Here is a 14,611-nt window from a genome sequence, read left to right on the forward strand (position 1 = left end):
CTAAATGCCTGGTTGGCTGTCTTTTGGTCTGTATAAAATTAGTTTGTCTGTAATAAATGTGGGCTGTTTGAGGTGCTTCTGCGCAGATTCCGCGTTAAATGTGCTTGTGATGGCCTTGTTTTTCTAAAAAAGTTGGCAAATGCGGTTACTTTATCTGCAAAATGGCAGACCAACTGACCGCTTTTAATTGATTTAGTCTGCTAAAATGCCCAAATGAAGGTATTACGCACACATTTTTCTTTTTTTATATTTACCCGTATGACAAAACTTGACGAAATTTTGCAGGCGCTTGGCGCATCGAACCACGACCTGGTGGAAAAACTCCCCACGAACTTGAACCACAAGATGGTGCAGAAGGCGCGCCTCGGCAAGAAGCCCGTGCCCAAGCACACGCAAGACCTGATTTTGCAGGCGGTGAACATGCTCATGCGCGAGAAGGCGGTTGCCGAGGACAAGGCGGTAAAGCAGTACAAGCGTGTAGAGATTTTTGGCGAGTGAATGTGGAATGACTATTAGGGCGCCAAAGCCTTCGTTGTCATTCCCGGCTTGACCGGGAATCTTCCTTTTTATTAAATTACAGATATGCAGCAATACTTAGACTTACTCAGAGATATTCTTGAAAATGGCGTGGACCGTTCCGACCGTACGGGTACGGGCACGCGCTCCGTGTTTGGCCGCCAGTGCCGTTACGACCTTTCGCAGGGGTTCCCTTGCCTTACCACAAAGAAATTGCACCTGCGCTCGATTATTCATGAGCTGCTGTGGTTCTTGAAGGGCGACACGAACATCAAGTACCTGCACGACAACAAGGTGACCATCTGGGACGAGTGGGCCGACGAGAACGGTGACCTGGGCCCGGTTTACGGCCACCAGTGGCGCAGCTGGCCGACCCCCGATGGCGGGCACATCGACCAGATTCAGAACCTGATCAACAGCCTCAAGAACAATCCCGATTCGCGCCGCCACCTGGTGTGCGCATGGAATGTGGCCGAAGTTGACAAGATGGCCCTGCCGCCTTGCCATTGCCTGTTCCAGTTCTACGTGGGCGGCGTAGGGAAGTCCGGCAAGCGCAAACTCAGTTGCCAGCTTTACCAGCGCAGTGCCGACACGTTCCTCGGGGTGCCCTTCAATATCGCGTCGTACGCGCTCTTGACGCTTATGCTCGCGCAGGTATGCGACTACGAGCCGGGTGAATTTATCCATACTCTCGGCGATACGCACCTGTATTCCAACCACTTCGAGCAGGCCCGCGAGCAGCTGACCCGCACGCCGCGCAAGCTCCCGACCATGAAACTCAATCCCGAAATCAAGGACCTTTTTGAATTCAAGTTCGAGGACTTCGAGCTCGTGGATTATGACCCGTGGCCGACGATTAAAGCACCGATCGCAGTTTAATTTATTGTGTCATCCTGAGCGAAGGCGCGAAGCGCCGAAGTCGAAGGATCTATAGAATGGTTTAATATGCTTATATCCGCTATTGTCGCAATTTCAAGAAACAACGTCATCGGGCGTGACGGGCACCTGCCGTGGCACCTGTCTGCCGACCTCAAGCGTTTCAAGGCCATCACGACGGGGCATTCCATTATCCTCGGCCGCAAGAACTACGATGATATCGGGAGGCCGCTCCCGAACCGCACGAACTACGTGCTCACGCGGAACACGGCGTTCGAGGCTCCGGGTTGCATCGTTTGCAGTAGCCTCGAACTGGCCTTGAACAAGGCTAGCGCCGCCGGCGAGAGTGAGTGCTTTATCATTGGCGGCGCCGCCGTGTACCGCGACGCGATGCCCCTCGTGAAAAAGCTGTACGTGACCCGCGTGCTTGCCGATGTCGATGGCGACGTGTTCTTCCCGGAATGGGGCGAGGGCTGGCACAAGGTGAGCGAAGAGCAGTTCGGCGCAGATGAGAAGAATGATTTCCCGACTGTGTTCGAAGTCTGGGAACGGGAATAAGATGTGTAGTGTGTAATGTGGAATGTGGAGTGTGAAATTCACATTTCACATGTCGCAATCATATATTCGTTTTTTGCTACAAGTTGGAATAATTTTTAAAGAATTTATTTCCCCGCATTTTGTCGGGGACTTTTTTTTAGTATAGATTAATGTTATGCTGGATTTTAACGTGTTTTACCGCTTGGCGGCTGCAATCGGTATCGGGCTGATTATCGGCCTGCAGCGCGAGCATACGTATTCGGACCAGTCGGATAGGCACCCGGCGGGTGTTCGCTCGTTTACGCTCGTGGGCCTCGCGGGGGCGATGACGGCGCTCCTTTCGGGAGAAATGGGCGGTGTGGCTCCGTTCGTGACCGGCTTTGTCATCATCGGGATGTTGCTTGTCGCGTCGCACATATCGTTTGCCATCGCGCACAAGCCGCAGGAGGGCCGCCCTGTGGTGGGGAGTGACGGTGTTACTACGAGTGTCGCTGTGCTGGTCGTGTACTTGCTGGGGGCGCTCTCGATGTATGGACGGCTTCTTGAATCTTGCGTCGTTGTTGTCGTGATGCTCTGGGTGCTTTCGGCGAAGGAACAGCTGCACGCATTCGCGCAGAAACTCTCAAAAGAAGATATCCTTGCGGCGGTGAAGTTTGCGGTCATATCGCTGTTGATTCTGCCGTTCTTGCCGAACCAGGCGTATGGCCCGCCGGGGCTCGAGGTGCTGAACCCGCACACGATATGGCTCTTCGTGGTGTTTATTTCGGGCATCGGCTTTGTGGGCTACGTGCTGATAAAGCTTGTGGGCCCGGGGAAGGGAATCTGGCTGACCGGCCTCCTGGGCGGGCTTGCTAGCAGTACCGCCCTCACGCTGAACCTGGCGGGCCGCAGTCGCGAAAACGAGGGCTATGCGCCCGATTTTACGCTCGGGATTGTGCTCAGCTGGGCGGTAATGTACGTGCGGCTCTACCTGATTTGCGTGTTCCTGAGTGCATCGCTTGCGCGCCCGCTCGCGTTGCCGCTCCTGTTGCCCGCGGTCCCTGCGCTAGGGTACGCCGCGTACCTCAAGTTCAAGGCGTCGCGCGACCACAGGGAGAACGCTGCCGGATTTTCGAACCCGTTCAAACTGTTGCCTGCAATCAAGTTCGGCGTGGTGTTTACCTGCGTGATGTTTGTCGCGAACGCCGCCCGCGTGTATCTGGGTGCGGGGGCGCTCCTGGCGTGCAGTTTCATTGGTGGTGCCGCCGAGATGGATGCGGTTGCGTTTTCCGTGATAGACATGAACCTGAAGGCGGGGCTCCCGGTGCGCGAGCTCGTGCTTGCGCTGATGCTTGCGAGTATCGCGAATACGCTGACCAAGGGCGGCCTGGTGCTTTTCCTCGGGGCGAAATCCATGCGTCGGCCTATCGCGCTGGCGGTCGCGCTCATTAGCGTGGTGACCCTCGGGCTAATTGGTTTGTATATATGACAATGGAGGGGGCCAAACCCTCCGCTCCTTCACTCACCGTAGTAAAAAATCCCCGGCCGAAGCCAGGGACTTTTCAATGCTTGGAGATCCCCGCCTTCGCGGGGATGACATTGGGTGAATTGACGCCTTCGGCGTCCGCCCTACGGCTCAAAAATAAAAGAGAAGTCCTTTGGACTTCTCTTTTGCTTTATTCGCCTTGTAGGCTATTACTTCACCTTCAATGCACCTCTTTCGAGTTTGATCGTAAAGTTCGTAACGTCGCAAACTTCGCTCGGACCCCAGTACTGGATCGGACCCGGGTAGGTGTAGCTTTCAGTCTTGGCCCAGACTTCGCGGTTCTTGGCGAAGAACTTGAACGGAGCACCGTCGAGTTCCACGAGAGCCTTCTGGATCACCGGCTTGTCGGCACCGTGACGACGTTCGATGTTCATCATCATGGTGATAGGAATGCCACCGGCAGTCCACTTTTCGATGCCCTTCGTGAGGTCACGCACAGAGCTCATGTAGCCGTTCATCTTGTTGAAGGCGAGCACAGAAGCGGTGAAGCCCAGGCTGTAGCAGTAGTCGGCGTCGAAGTTCGACGGAGCGGCGCAGCGGCCTTCGTAACCGAAGAAGTGGTTGAGGGCGGAGAACTTGCCCTTGAAGTTCTTGCGGCTCTTGAGTTCCTTCTTGACCATCTCGATGACGAGCTTTTCGGTTTCGATGAGAGAAACCTGCACGTTGCCGTGGCTGTCGCGGTCGAGCATCAGCTGGCCCTGAGTGGTAGAGGGGAGGCTCTTGAGGACTTCGGCAGAAGCCTTGGAAATCCACTTGCAGAGCAGTTCCACCTTGGCGGCGGTGTCGAGGCCTTCGACTTCCTTTTCGTGGTGGGCGAGGGCTTCGGAGAGTTCGGAGATGAGCACGCCAACATCCGGGATGAATTCGAGGAGGCCTTCCGGAATCAGGCAGACGCCGAAGTTCTTGCCGTCAGCAGCACGGGCAGCGACGATGTCTGCAACGTACTTGATGACCTGCTTGAGCTTCATCTTCTTGGCCTTGACTTCTTCAGAAATCAGGCAGATGTTCGGATGGGTCTGGAGAGCGGCTTCGAGAGCGATGTGAGAAGCGCTACGGCCCATGAGCTTGATGAAGTGCCAGTACTTCTGAGCGGAGTTGGCATCGCGCATGATGTTGCCGATGAGTTCGGAGTAGGTCTTCACGGCGGTGTCGAAACCGAAGGAGGTTTCGATGTATTCGTTCTTGAGGTCGCCGTCGATGGTCTTCGGGCAGCCGCAAACCACGCAGGTAGCGCCGTTGGCCTGGAAGTATTCACCGAGAACAGCAGCGTTCGTGTTGGAGTCGTCACCACCGATAATCACGATAGCGTCGAGCTTCTGGGCCTTGGCGACAGCCATGCACTTTTTGAACTGTTCTTCAGTTTCGAGCTTGGTACGGCCGGACTGGATGATGTCGAATCCACCAGTGTTGCGGTAGGCGTCCATGATCTTTTCGTTGATCACGATGAACTTGCCGTTCTCGAGGCCGGAGGGGCCACCGAGGAAGCCGAGTAGCTTGGAATTCTTGCTGATGCTCTTGATACCGTCGAAGATACCCGCGATCACGTTGTGTCCACCAGGAGCCTGGCCACCGGAGAGCACCACGCCCACGTTGAGAGCCTTACCGGCAGCGGCCTTGGTAGCCTTCTTCATGCCGATGTACGGAGCGCCGTAGGTGTTCGGGAACAGGGCCTTGATCTTGGCCTGGTCACGCACGGACTGGGTGGGCTTGCCCTTCACGAGAGCAACTTTGAGAGCGCCGTCGCGGAGAGCGGCGGGGAGTTTCGGCTGGTAGGCCTTGCGGGCCTTGCCGAGGACGGACAGATTGTCAGCCATTGTTGTTTCCTTTTGAGTTTGCGACGGCTTGCGGGAAGGCGAAGCGTCGGCTTTGGGTTAAAAAATTACGGGAGTAAATATAGAAAAATTTTTTGTGACAACGCCACGTTAAAAAAGATCCCCGGTCAAGCCGGGGATGACAAGAAGGAGGCTCAGGATGACGCTTCGCGTCGATTAAATGTCTTGGACACGCTTGTCGCTAAGCGACTGCGGTGTGACGGCTTGTGCTGCCGTCACTTAAACTGCGCGGTGATGCTTGCGGAGCCGCCGTTCAGCTGGAACTTGCGCGGGTTTTCTGTCGAACCGTCGCTCCAGCCGGTAAACACGGAGCCGTTGCTCGGCACAGCCTGCAACAACAGGTCGTTACCCGCGTAGAACTTGCCCTGGTAATTGCTCTTCGGGAGTTTCATGCCGTCAACCGTCACGCTGCCGCTCCCGCTCACGTTGATGCTCACGTTCACTGCATTCTGCAGGCCAAAGTACTGCTCCATTTCCTGGCGTACAGTCTGGGTGCGGTTCTGGGCATACTGAATAAGGTCGCTACCGTCGGGAGACCAACGGAAATTGCCCTGGTTGCGCGGCCATCTCTGCTGGTCACGCTGCTGCTCGCTCGCGGGAATTGCAGTCATCATCTCCTGCACCTTCTTCTGCACATTTTCGTAGGTCAGGTAGTTGTCGAGCAATATACATGCGTTGTTGATGAACAGGCGCTTGAAATCGTTGTTGTCGAGAAGTTTGTTGAGCATCTGCGCGGGGCCCTGCTTTGCGCCGCCAAAACCCCAACCGCCGCCGATATCCCAGCCGCCCATGCCGGGGAACTGGCCCTGACCAGGCTGTTGCTGGCCGGGGTTCTGCTGGCCGCCCTGCTGGCTGTTGTCCCTCGTGGCAGAGCCCAGCGCCCACTGGAACATGTTCTGGCTTTGCACGTCAAACCCGCTGATGCCCGGCGAGAAACCGAATCCGTGATCGGTATCGAATGCGACAAACTTGAACGGATTGCCGTTGCCGCCCCAGGCGCGGATGTTGTTTTCGGGCCAGTCGCCGTTGTGGAAGTAGAATTCGGCGAGCATGTACTGCGCGAAGCTGTTCATGTTGACCTTCTGCTTCATTTGTTCGTAACTCTGGTTGTTGTCGCCCGCAAAGTTGCCGCTGGTAATCTGGTTCGCGACCTGCTGGTACTCGGTGGCCGATGCCCCGTTCGTACCGCTCGCCTCGGCACTGTTGCCCTTGATGTTAATCATGTTGATGGACTTGCTGTCGATACCGTAGTTCGTCTCGACAAAGCTCCTGTTCAGGCGCTCGCGCAAATCGTGGATGCCGAAGTATTCACCGTTGTAGAACACCACCACCTGCAGGCTGCGCTGGTAATCCACGTCGGTGCCTTCCATGAGGCTCGTCATCATGGCATCGCCGATGTAGTCCGTCCAGAAGCGGTTGCCGTTGTTTCGCAGGTTGAAGCTCTTCATCTTCTTCGCTTCGGGGCGCGTCTTGAAGAAGGAGTACTTGAGCACCTTGTCTCCGTAGTCGTCGTTATCCATCTTGATGGCGACACTCTTCTTGGGCTTGTAGCGGCTCCAGTTACCGATAAGCGAAATGCCCGCGTCGATTTCCCACGTCTTTTCGGTGGTGGAACTGCCCTTCTCGAAGTATTCCACGTGTACGGGGAGTTCGTCTTCGCACCAGAAGTTCGCCTTGAAGCAGGGCTCGGCACACTTGGAATTGTTGTTGTCGGTCTGGTTGCCGCCCATGCTCATCTGGTTGAAGTTCGGGTTCGTGCAACGGAGCTGGTTCATGGGGCCGGTCGCATAAAAACCGTCGGTGGAGTCGAACATGTCGTGGTGATTCACGGTGAGCGCTACCACCGGCATCGAGACGTTTTCGCCGATAAAGTAGGTCTGCGTTGTGGTATCGGCGGGCTGGCCGTTCACGAACTCGCTACAGCGCACCACGGTGCTTTTGGTAATCTGCATCGCCGAGGTAATCTGCTGGGAACCCTGCGTGGGGAATGAACCGTCGAACGTGCAGTAGATTTGCCCGCCCTTCGTGGGGGTCGGCGGTTCAATGGTCAGGTTAGAGTAGAAACCCGCCTTGGGGAGGAACGTTGCTTTTGCCTTGTGGTTGTCTTCGTATTCCTGGAGCCCTGCGGAAGAAGATTTCGGGTCCTTCGCCTTGGAAGAACTCGAATTTGCGGGCAAGAACCCCGAACTGTTCGGGTTCTGGAACGGGTTCACGCCAGAACTCAGGCCCGGGTCGGTCAGCGCGAATGAGGATGAGCTGCCGAACGGGATTGCTCCGGAACTCAGGTCGCCACCGATGCCCGGATTGTTGGGGTCGACACCCGGGTTATTCGGGTCTACATACGGATTGTTTGGATCCTGCAAGTCGCCGTAGGGGGAAATGACGGAATTTTCTGCTGGGTCTTCGGAACAGCCCAAAATGAGGGCGCAGGCGGCAACGAACGGGAATGCTATGTATTTTTTCTGCATATGGATCCTTGAGCATTTGAAAAATGCCTAATCCATACACCAAACGTTAAATTATAAAGTTTTTGGGTGTTTTCAAGCATTTTTAAGGTATTATTTACATTGAAAAAAGCCCGAAAAATGGGGTGTTTTGACCCAAATCACGCTAGTTTGCAAAATGCTGTAACAAAACGTCCCGATAATCAAAAAAAACTAATTTTGTAATGTTTCGGGCGAGTATAAATGAAGGAAATCCGTAAACTGTTCACGAATTTCACTACAATTTTCAACTTGGTCACATTGGGGTGTAACTTCTGGTATTGCAAATCTCGTTTGAATGTTAAGCTAAAGTTTGGCGTTTTTCAGTTAGGCTTTTTGAAGGAAGTGTCTGTCTATTCGCTGTGGATTTTTATGAATGCCATTATGGATCGAGTTTATTGGAGTACAGGCCAGTTTGTTTTGGGCGCTTATGTGGGAACGACTGCGGTTGCCGTGTATGCTGTGGCAATTCAACTTCAAAATATGTATATGAGCTTTTCTACGGCGATAAGTGGAGTTTTCTTGCCCAAGGTAACGGCGATGGCCGTTCAAGAATCTGATGGTAAAGGTATTTCGGATTTGTTTATTAAAACAGGGCGTGTTCAGTATTGCGTTATGGCACTAGTTTTGTCGGGATTCTTCTTGTTTGGAAAACTGTTTATTCAATTTTGGGCGGGTGATGGCTATGAAGATGCCTATATAATCGCTTTGCTTTTCTTTATTCCATTGACGGTTCCCTTGATTCAGAATCTTGGTATTACAATTCTACAGGCTCGAAACCAGATGAAATTTCGCAGTTTACTCTATTTGGTAATATCATTGGTAAGCTTGGGAGCGCAGATACCTTTAGCTAAGTACTATGGTGGTGTTGGTTGTGCTTGTGCTATTGCTGGAGCCTTGATTTTGGGACAGATTGTTGTGATGAATGTTTACTATCAAGTCAAACAGAAAATAGATATAGTTCGTTTCTGGATTGAAATTTTTAAGATGAGTCTCATGCCTGCTGTTCTAACGGTGGAGTCCTATTATATATTAACGCTTTTTAGTATTGATTCTGTTGCCAAATTGGCGGGAGCAATAGCGTTGTATTTGGTAATGTACTTGCCATTGTTCTTTGTATTCTCTATGAACTCGTTTGAACGGGAATTAATTCTTAATCCATTGAAGAAAATATTGAGGAAAGCATAAATGACCATTCCTGTCGCTAAATGTTCTTCTTGTGGTGCTTGTGCAAACGCTTGTGCGCGTGGGGCCATAACGATGCAGTTGGATAAGGAAGGCTTTTATCGTCCTGTTGTAGATGAATCGGTTTGCTCAAAATGTGGAACTTGTGAGAGAGTCTGCCCTTGGACTAGGATTGTCACGAATCCCAATGAAAGCTCTGCATCTCCTAAAACAATAGCCGCTTATGTTAAGGATGAACAGGTAAGGCTAGAATCATCTAGTGGTGGAATTTTTTCTGCTTTAGCAGAACGTGTAATTGAGGATGGAGGAGCTGTTGTTGGTGTTGCTCAAGTTGCTCCTACGCGTTTTGAACAAATAATTGTAGAAAATAAAGCCGACCTTTCCAAACTTCGTGGATCAAAGTATGTTCAAGCGAATGTCGGAATGGCTTATAAACAGGTCCGTGCGCTACTTCTCGAGGGACGAAAAGTTTTGTTTTCGGGAACTCCTTGCCAGGTTGCGGCGCTTTACTCCGTTCTTGGAAAAAATCATTTTGAGAATCTTTGGACTATTGATATCGTTTGTCATGGAACGCCGAGTGTGAAGGTTTTTGAAAAGTATATTCATGAATTAGAAAATAAAAGCTCTGCTACAATTTTGTTTTCCTGTTTTCGAGATAAGCGAGAAGGATGGCGATCTTTTTCTTTGAGTTCCTTTCTTAAATTTGTTTCTGGTGAGGGAAAAATTCATTCTAGGAATTTTCGTGAAGATTTTTTCTTGCAAATATTCCTGCAAAATATTTGTTTAAATAGAAGTTGTACTGATTGTCATTATGGAAAACTTCCGCGCATAGCTGATATTACTTTAGGCGATTATTGGAATGTTGCGGATGTCCATCCAAAACTGGACGATGATAAGGGCACATCTGTTGTTTTACTGAATACTAGTCATGGCGAAGGGCTATTCTCGTCTATTGCTGATTGTACAGTGCGATGCAATTCTACTTTAGAAAAAGCGATTGCGGGCAATCCCTGTATTGTCCGATCTAGCAAGGAAAATTTTAGGCGTATAGAATTCTTTGCTGATTTAGACAGATTTTCGGTGGAAGATTTGGTAAAAAAATACTGCGTTCCGTTGTCGTTACATAAGATTGTATTGTTAAAAATTCGTAATTTTATGCGAAAATGTTTCCGCTAGGTCGCACAAAAATTTTATAGTGTAGTGATGAATATTTTTTTTATTGTATATTTATACTACTTGTTGACAGGATTAGAAAATGGCAGAAGAAGTAAAGAATGTTCAGACGGAGGTTGATTCCTTGACCGTGGTCGACTTTGTCCACCATCTTTGGAAAAAGAAATTCCTTGTAGCATTATTTGTTGTTGTTGCAACATTGATTGGATCTTTTTATGCTATGTGGGTTCGTCCGCAGTTTACGAGCGATGCTTTGTTGCAGGTGAATGTTAAGGGGACTAGTAGTAAGGCCACTAAGGCTTTTGGTGAGATGGGCGCTGTCTTAGATTTGGCTAGTCCGGCCGATGCTGAAATTGAACTCATTAAGAGTCGCATGGTGTTGAGTTATGTAACTATGGCGGAGCATCTGTATCTTTGGACTGTTCCGGTAGGTTTTTGGGATAGACTCTTACATCGGGAAGGTCGAATGGATTTAGACTCTCTTCGCATTCCGCTGAAGGTCCGTGCTAAAAAGTGGATGGCCGAAGTAACGGGGAAAGATTCGTATTCAGTTATATCTCCAGATGGGAAAAAAATTCTTGATGGTGTGGTGGGTGAGGTTGCTTTCGCAGAATTTGCTGACGATACCCTCTCTATTCGCGTCAACTTTATGGATGCAAAGCAGGGGCAGAAGTTCATTATAGCACAGGGCTCGCCAATTAATGCAGAGCGTTCGCTGGCGGGTGGACTGAGTGTTATGGAAAAGGGAAAGCAAACGGGCATCATTGCGGTTCGCTACAGCCACCGTTACCCGGATCGTGCTGCATCTATCTTGAATACGATTGCTAAGACATACCTGCGCCAGAATGTTGAAATGCGTAGTGCTGAGGCCGAAAAGACCTTGGAATTCCTTGAAGCCCAACTGCCGGGCGTTAAGGCTAAGCTTGATAGTGCGGAAAAGGTGCTTGCAGACTACCGATACAAGATAGGATCGGTGGATATGACGGGGGAAACCAAGGCTCACTTGGACAAGGAAGGCCAGTTGCAGCGTCAGATAATGCAGTTGGAACAGGAACGACAGGCTGCTATGCGTCTGTTTAAGGCGGAACATCCGAATGTACAGACGATTGTTAAGCAGCAGAACAAACTGCGTGTGGAACTTGCTGCTCTTAAGAAGAATGCGGAGAAAATGCCACTTACTCAGCAAGAGGTTAAACGACTTCAAGAAGAAGTTGCCGTGAACAATGAAGTCTATACTAACATGCTCAATAATATTCAGCAGCTGCGCGTTGTTCGTGCGGGTGAAGTCGGTAATGTTCGCATCGTTGATTTTGCTCAGGCTGAACAGAGTCAAACTAAGCCGAATAAATCCCGCATAATAATGGCTTCTATTGTATTTGGGTTCATATTCGGCGTTCTGTTTGTTTTCTTGATGTACATTCTTAGAAATGGAGTAAAGAGCACGTCCCGAATTGAACGTGAAACGGGACTCAGCGTATTTGCGAAGATTCCTCAGTCGTCACATAAGTTTTTGCGGACCAATAAGCGAGTTCATCACAGTGCGCCGTTTGTCTTACAAAACCCTGAAGATAAAGTAAGTGAATCGTTCCGATCTCTACAGACTGCGTTGGCGTTTTTGATGCCGAATCCGGAGCATTGCGTAATCCTTGTTATGGGATTAATGCCTGGCGTGGGTAAGAGCTTTGTCTCTTTGAACCTTGCTGCGGTACTTGCCGCAAGTGGCAAGAAGGTTCTTCTGATAGATGCTGATATGCGTCGCGGTGTGATTAATGGTCGTTCTAAGTTTGGACTTGCTGATGTGCTTGCTGGTATTGCTACTCTAGATACTGCTGTTTCGCAAAAGCATACCGATAACTTATTTGTAATGAATGCGGGCAAGACTAAACTTGCTGCATGCGAACTCCTACGTGGTGATGCTATGGATAACCTTCTTAAGGAAGCGCGTCGAAAATATGATTTGGTCATTGTTGATACGCCTCCGCTCAATCTTGTGACAGATGCTGAATTGATTTGCCCGCTAGTTGATTACTCCCTGTTTGTACTCCATTATGGCCGCCATAGCATAGAGGAAATCAAGGAGACTATTGAAAGAGTTCGTCGTTATTCAGATAAGCCATCTGCAATTGTGATGAATCATTGTGAGCATGAACCGGGGCGTTATGGTTATGGTTACGGTTATTATGGCAAGGGTTATTATGGTAAATAGTTTGGAGTTAATATTTCCCGTAGATAAAGGGGCTACCTCCAGTATATGCAAGGCAAAGAATAAGGCCGATTTCCATAAAGAACAATACTAAATGCCAAAATTTTTTGAGGTTGAGTAGGGGGTAGATGGCTTCAACGGCACTCATGTTCATTTTTATGGGGCTGTTTTTCCCCTTTTTAGATTTGACGATTGCGTAGAAACTGGCGATAATTATAATAATCGCAGAAACAAAGAACCACATGTAGGTGTGTTCAATGCCAGGAGCCCAGCTCCCAATACGGTGGATAATTGCAAAAGCCTCAGGTATGGATTCTGCGCGGAAGAAAATCCAGCAGAATGTTGTGAAACAGAATGTTAGGCTAATGGATATGATTGTAGAAATTGGCCCGGCTTTTCGATTTGGGCTTCCTGTAATTGTCATCCAGATTTTATGTATGGCTAACGCAAATCCGTGTAGTAGCCCCCATACAATATAGGTATAATTGGCTCCGTGCCAGAGCCCTCCGATTGTCATTGTTGCAATGAGGTTTAGATATGTACGGATTTTCCCCTTACGATTCCCGCCAAAAGATATGTATAGATAGTCTAAGAGCCAAGAAGATAGCGTGATGTGCCATCGTTTCCAAAATTCTGTTACGTTATGCGATAAATAGGGTAGATTGAAATTGCGGGGTAGGTTGAAACCTAAAATTTTAGCGATTCCAATTGCCATGTCGGAGTAGCCGGAGAAATCTAGGTATATTTGTAATGAATAGGCAAAAACGGCGAGCAGTAGGGTCGAACTGCTGAAAGCTGCAGGTGTGTCGTATACTTGATTGACAAAGACAGAGAGCCTATCTGCAAGAACTATTTTCTTGAATAGACCGAATACAAATATTTGGATTCCGCAAGAAAATGTATCGTATCCAATTTTGCGATATCGATCGGACTGATTAAAAAAATCGTCAGCTCTTTGGATTGGACCTGAAATTATTTTCGGAAAAAATGCCAAGTATAGTGCGATATCTTTGAATTTTCGCGGTGTAATTTTCTTTCTTCTAATATCAATAACGTAACTTATTGCGCTGAATGTATAGAATGACATTCCTATGGGGAGCATTATTTCTAGAAACTTATGGTCAATACTAAATATTTTAGCAAAAGATTCAATAAAAAAGTTCGCATATTTAAAATAAGCAAGAGCCAAAATGGGCAAAAGAACGCCCATAAAGTTCCATTTTGTTTTTGATGCGAAGAACCATGTTGAAAACGTGATGATAAATAGGACTATAGCAAAACGAATGTCTGCATAAGCAATGAAAATGTAGCTACCTATGAGTAGAATTATCTTCGATATTGCGTTGCTTAAACGCTGGTCTTTTATCACGTGATTGCAACCGTAGATTGCTGAAAAAATGACTGCTAGTAAAGCAAATAGATTTATACTTGTCATTGACATGTTTTTATCGCTCTTTTTCTAATTCTATGATTGCTTTGTAGACAGCATTTGCCAAAACTGCGTGACCATATTTGTTTAAATGTCCGTGTCCTATTTTACCCGTAATAAAGCCATGGGGTAAATGGTGGCTTTCGTTGTACATCTTGATGAAATCATCTTTTAGATTAATAAAGGTGAGTCCGTTCTCTATGGCCTTTTTTTTGAATACATCTTTATACTTTAATTTTGAAAAAGAAATAGAACCATTTTTTTCAATCTGATACCCTGGATGGAAAACGATAATCAATTTTGTGTTGAATTTTTCTTCAATTGAACGTAAATAACTGAATATTTGGTCATAAGGTTCTTCATTGATGGACGGTTGCTCTTGAATTTTATCTTCTTTATTTTTAGAGGGCAAAAACAAATTTAATAGCCCGAGGTCTATTTGCAAATACAGTAATCTTAAAAAAGGAGATTTTTGCATTAGCCCAACTATTCCTGTATTGTAACTTTTGAAATACTCGTTTTGGTTTGAAAAAACTTTTTTTACGTCCTCTTGTAAAATGATTGGTGAACTTGTTTCAATAATTACAAATTTGGGGGCGGAGTTATAGATTTCAAGATTTTTTGGTAAATATTGGCATATCTTTAAAAAATTATGCCCGGCAATGCCCTTGTTGTAAACGGTGTACTTTCCAGTTAAGCTATCTTGCAAAATTGATGCTGTATTTTCATTTTGCATTACATCCATTGCTTCCATGTGGATTAGGCAAGTCTTTTTCTGTAAATTCATGCACAAAAAGCAGATTTTTCCATTTCCTTCTCGGTTAAGTAAGCTTTTTCTTCCATCCATTCCTC

10 protein-coding genes and 1 pseudogene are annotated in these 14,611 nt (G+C 48.3%); 7 read left to right on the forward strand and 4 right to left on the reverse strand.

The window, feature by feature from the left end:
• Positions 1–258 precede the first annotated feature (258 nt).
• The 4 genes from BUB22_RS12900 (at position 259) to BUB22_RS12915 (ending at position 3,397) form a co-directional block, all read left to right on the forward strand.
• Positions 259–498, forward strand: a complete 240-nt coding sequence (locus BUB22_RS12900) for a hypothetical protein (RefSeq protein WP_073115730.1) — start codon at positions 259–261, stop codon at positions 496–498.
• Between the two features lie 84 nt (positions 499–582).
• Positions 583–1,395, forward strand: a complete 813-nt coding sequence (locus BUB22_RS12905; protein ID WP_072812591.1) for a thymidylate synthase — start codon at positions 583–585, stop codon at positions 1,393–1,395.
• A 66-nt stretch (positions 1,396–1,461) separates the two neighbouring features.
• Positions 1,462–1,950, forward strand: a complete 489-nt coding sequence (locus BUB22_RS12910) for a dihydrofolate reductase (protein ID WP_073115732.1) — start codon at positions 1,462–1,464, stop codon at positions 1,948–1,950.
• Between the two features lie 154 nt (positions 1,951–2,104).
• Positions 2,105–3,397 (forward strand): MgtC/SapB family protein, encoded by a 1,293-nt coding sequence (locus BUB22_RS12915; RefSeq protein WP_073115734.1) that lies wholly within the window; start codon positions 2,105–2,107, stop codon positions 3,395–3,397.
• A 206-nt stretch (positions 3,398–3,603) separates the two neighbouring features.
• Here the strand turns inward: BUB22_RS12915 and BUB22_RS12920 are convergent, their stop codons facing one another.
• Entirely contained in the window at positions 3,604–5,268 is a 1,665-nt protein-coding gene (locus tag BUB22_RS12920; RefSeq protein ID WP_073115737.1) for a diphosphate--fructose-6-phosphate 1-phosphotransferase, read from the reverse strand.
• Between the two features lie 233 nt (positions 5,269–5,501).
• Positions 5,502–7,754, reverse strand: a complete 2,253-nt coding sequence (locus tag BUB22_RS12925) for a CotH kinase family protein (RefSeq protein WP_073115739.1) — start codon at positions 7,752–7,754, stop codon at positions 5,502–5,504.
• 219 nt (positions 7,755–7,973) lie between these two features.
• On the opposite strand from BUB22_RS12925, the gene BUB22_RS12930 reads away from it, so the two are divergent.
• From BUB22_RS12930 to BUB22_RS12940, 3 genes are all read left to right on the forward strand, one after another.
• The gene (locus BUB22_RS12930; RefSeq protein ID WP_073115741.1) at positions 7,974–8,957 is read left to right on the forward strand and encodes a lipopolysaccharide biosynthesis protein; all 984 of its coding nucleotides are present in this window, start codon (positions 7,974–7,976) and stop codon (positions 8,955–8,957) included.
• Positions 8,958–10,130 (forward strand): Coenzyme F420 hydrogenase/dehydrogenase, beta subunit C-terminal domain, encoded by a 1,173-nt coding sequence (locus tag BUB22_RS12935; RefSeq protein ID WP_073115744.1) that lies wholly within the window; start codon positions 8,958–8,960, stop codon positions 10,128–10,130. It begins immediately after the preceding gene.
• 79 nt (positions 10,131–10,209) lie between these two features.
• The gene (locus BUB22_RS12940; RefSeq protein WP_073115746.1) at positions 10,210–12,333 is read left to right on the forward strand and encodes a polysaccharide biosynthesis tyrosine autokinase; all 2,124 of its coding nucleotides are present in this window, start codon (positions 10,210–10,212) and stop codon (positions 12,331–12,333) included.
• Positions 12,334–12,340: 7 nt separating this feature from the next.
• Here the strand turns inward: BUB22_RS12940 and BUB22_RS12945 are convergent, their stop codons facing one another.
• Complete coding sequence (locus BUB22_RS12945; protein WP_083535537.1) at positions 12,341–13,771, reverse strand: MBOAT family O-acyltransferase; 1,431 nt, start codon at positions 13,769–13,771, stop codon at positions 12,341–12,343.
• A gap of 4 nt (positions 13,772–13,775) precedes the next feature.
• A pseudogene (locus BUB22_RS12950) lies at positions 13,776–14,611 on the reverse strand (hypothetical protein); the annotation flags it as partial.

This window comes from Fibrobacter sp. UWCM (assembly GCF_900129735.1).
GTDB lineage: Bacteria > Fibrobacterota > Fibrobacteria > Fibrobacterales > Fibrobacteraceae > Fibrobacter.

Coding starts and splice junctions, on each gene's coding strand:
- BUB22_RS12900 (WP_073115730.1), top strand. CDS start 259: ATGACAAAACTTGACGAAATTTTGCAGGCGCTTGGCGCATCGAACCAC.
- BUB22_RS12905 (WP_072812591.1), top strand. CDS start 583: ATGCAGCAATACTTAGACTTACTCAGAGATATTCTTGAAAATGGCGTG.
- BUB22_RS12910 (WP_073115732.1), top strand. CDS start 1,462: ATGCTTATATCCGCTATTGTCGCAATTTCAAGAAACAACGTCATCGGG.
- BUB22_RS12915 (WP_073115734.1), top strand. CDS start 2,105: ATGCTGGATTTTAACGTGTTTTACCGCTTGGCGGCTGCAATCGGTATC.
- BUB22_RS12920 (WP_073115737.1), bottom strand. CDS start 5,268: ATGGCTGACAATCTGTCCGTCCTCGGCAAGGCCCGCAAGGCCTACCAG.
- BUB22_RS12925 (WP_073115739.1), bottom strand. CDS start 7,754: ATGCAGAAAAAATACATAGCATTCCCGTTCGTTGCCGCCTGCGCCCTC.
- BUB22_RS12930 (WP_073115741.1), top strand. CDS start 7,974: ATGAAGGAAATCCGTAAACTGTTCACGAATTTCACTACAATTTTCAAC.
- BUB22_RS12935 (WP_073115744.1), top strand. CDS start 8,958: ATGACCATTCCTGTCGCTAAATGTTCTTCTTGTGGTGCTTGTGCAAAC.
- BUB22_RS12940 (WP_073115746.1), top strand. CDS start 10,210: ATGGCAGAAGAAGTAAAGAATGTTCAGACGGAGGTTGATTCCTTGACC.
- BUB22_RS12945 (WP_083535537.1), bottom strand. CDS start 13,771: ATGTCAATGACAAGTATAAATCTATTTGCTTTACTAGCAGTCATTTTT.